The 1696-nt window shown below is 66.3% G+C and carries 1 protein-coding gene; it reads right to left on the reverse strand.

From position 1 onward, the window contains the following. Window positions 1-170 precede the first annotated feature (170 nt). Window positions 171-1577 carry an IS1380 family transposase gene (locus E0T84_RS31490; RefSeq protein ID WP_064868263.1) on the reverse strand — a complete coding sequence of 469 codons (1407 nt, stop codon included), beginning with the start codon at window positions 1575-1577 and terminating at the stop codon, window positions 171-173. Window positions 1578-1696: the final 119 nt, after the last annotated feature.

The raw sequence follows: 1696 nt of genomic DNA on the forward strand, positions 1-1696 counted from the left end.
CCCGGATTTTGCGTGGAAATGGGCGTGGGCTTGGTCTGATGTCGAGTTGTGTTGCTGGGGAGTAGTTTTCGGGTGTAGGCGTGGGTGGATTGTCCTGTTTCGCCAGGTGGTGCGGGCTTTCCCGGGGCCGTGGGTCTTTCCTCGTCGGTCGGTCAGATGAGGGTTGGCGGTCAATCGAATGCGGTGCGGATCCTTTGCCAGGCGGTCGCGATTTGGGCGGCCCAGCGCCAGGTGGAGTCGATGCGTAGTCGCAGTTGCCGGGCGCTGCGGGTGATGCGGGCGGCCACGTGCAGGACTCGGTAGCGGAAGGTGCTGATCTCGACGCGGGCCAGGCCGGGCTGGTGGGTGAAGCCGATCAGTCGGGTCCAGGTGACCAGGTCAGCGGCAGCCTGCACGATTTCCAGCCAGGCGGCGTTGGCCCAGAAACTGTGGCACGGCAGGTTGCGCAGGCCGGTGGCTTTGAGTTCGCGGATGCGGTCTTCAACGCGGGCGTGTTGGCGGTGCCGTAGCTCCAGACCGGCGATCTGGCCTGCCACGACACCTGGCGGTGTGTCGGTGATGAAGGCGGTGACCCGCATCCCGTCGGCGTCGGTGAACCGCAGCTGGGCGCCGGGATGCGGGCGTTCTTTGCGCAGGATCAGTCGCGTGCCGGCCGGCCAGCTGCTCAGGTTGACCAGGTCGGTGGCTTCGGCGACCCAGGCGCCGTCGCGGATACCGCCGGTGGTGTCGATCGCCGGATACCAACAGTCGCCGAGGTTGAGGGTGTCCACGGCGTCCTGGACGCGGGTATCGACGGGGTAGCCGAAGGAGAACCCCACCCCGGCCTCACGGCAGGCTGTGGCGAATCTGTGGGTGGCTCCTGCGGTGTCGCAGCGCACCAAGACCTTCGGCGTTTGGGGATCATCGCCACGATTGGGGTCCGGCCGCCACGGTGCAGGCAGCGATTGCAGTGCCTGTGTCAGCACGATGATGTGGTCGCTGGCGGTGTTGGAGCCGGCGTTTCCGGTGCGCAGCAGCCCGGCCAACGCTTCCCCGCCGGCGATGTCGGGACGGTCCAAAAACGCCAGCAGCGGGTGCAAGCCGAACGTTTTCTTCCAGGTCGGGGTAGCTCCGGCTTTGTTGTCGGAGTGATCGATCACCAGGGTGGCGTCGATGTCGATGTGCAGCCAGTCTTCGGTGGCCGGTGCCGCGCCGGCGGCCCAGGCCGCTGCCCGGGCGGCGGCTCGGGCTGCCCGCACCCCCGGCAGGTGGGCGGCATCGATGCGTTCGTCGATAAGCCGCCACATGGTGGTCGTGGAGGCTTTCGCGCCGAACACGTGCTCGCGGTCACCGCACAATTGGCCGACGGCGTCGATGCAGTCGGCCCCATCGGCGACCGCGGCCGCCAGATCAGCGAACACCTCCCCGGGCGCATACACCCACGGGCCTCGGTAGGTATCGGCCAGCGCAGCGGTGACCTGCGCCGATAGGCCGGTCCGGTCGGCAAGTTCACGCAACATACCCATCCCGGCATGCGACACGACGCCATGGCCATCAGCAGACACTTTCACCCGTGCAACGACCGCGATATTCTTCACCCGCGAAGTGCCTTCCCGTCAGGACGATTGAACCCTAGAGAAGTCCAATTATCCCTTGCAGGACAGGCACTTTCGCTTACCTACACACCCCACACGCAACATTCCGTGAAAAATCCGGG

It is taken from the genome of Mycobacterium sp. DBP42, from assembly GCF_005924235.1.
In the GTDB taxonomy this organism is placed as follows: Bacteria; Actinomycetota; Actinomycetes; order Mycobacteriales; family Mycobacteriaceae; genus Mycobacterium; species Mycobacterium syngnathidarum.